Origin of the sequence: Pseudomonas putida, assembly GCF_001941965.1 — a bacterium.
GTDB classification, from domain to species: domain Bacteria; phylum Pseudomonadota; class Gammaproteobacteria; order Pseudomonadales; family Pseudomonadaceae; genus Aquipseudomonas; species Aquipseudomonas putida_L.
Map to the genome: position 1 here is coordinate 1 of NZ_MKZO01000078.1, position 959 is coordinate 959.

General features: G+C 64.7%; 1 protein-coding gene. It reads left to right on the forward strand.

What is annotated here, in order from left to right:
- Window positions 1-959: PEP/pyruvate-binding domain-containing protein (locus tag PSEMO_RS31250; protein ID WP_305955614.1), on the forward strand; the 959-nt coding region annotated here is incomplete at both ends.

Genomic DNA, 959 nt, shown 5'->3' on the forward strand with positions numbered 1-959 from the left:
GATAAGCTCGGCGTCCATGATGTGGAGCACGTAGGGGGCAAGAACGCATCCCTGGGCGAGATGATCAGTAACCTCGCCGGTGCCGGCGTTTCCGTACCAGGCGGCTTTGCCACTACGTCCCAGGCGTACCGCGACTTCCTCGAGCAGAGCGGCCTGAACGACAAGATCCACGCGGCCCTCGACGCCCTGGACGTAGACGATGTCAACGCCCTGGCCAAGACCGGCGCACAGATCCGCCAGTGGGTGATGGAAGCCGAGTTCCCGGCCCGCCTGGACGCGGAAATCCGCACCGCCTTCGCCGAAATGGCCAACGGCAACGAGAACATGGCCGTGGCCGTGCGCTCCTCCGCCACCGCCGAAGACTTGCCCGACGCGTCCTTCGCCGGCCAGCAGGAAACCTTCCTGAACATCCGCGGCGTGGACAACGTGATCCGCGCTGCCAAGGAAGTCTTCGCCTCCCTCTTTAACGACCGCGCCATTTCCTACCGCGTGCACCAGGGCTTCGACCACAAGCTGGTCGCCCTGTCCGCCGGCGTGCAGCGCATGGTCCGTTCGGAAACCGGAACGGCCGGCGTGATGTTCACCCTCGACACCGAATCGGGCTTCCGCGACGTGGTCTTCATCACCGGTGCCTACGGCCTGGGTGAAACCGTCGTGCAAGGCGCGGTCAACCCGGACGAGTTCTACGTCCACAAGAACACCCTCGAAGCCGGCCGCCCGGCCATCCTGCGCCGCAACCTGGGCAGCAAGGCAATCAAGATGATCTACGGCGACGAAGCCAAGGCCGGTCGTTCGGTCAAGGTGGTCGATGTGGATCGCGCCGACCGCGCACGTTTCTGCCTGACCGACGCCGAAGTGGCCGAGCTGGCCAAGCAGGCGATGATCATCGAGAAGCACTACCAGCGTCCGATGGACATCGAGTGGGCCAAGGACGGCGACGACGGCAAGCTGTACATCGT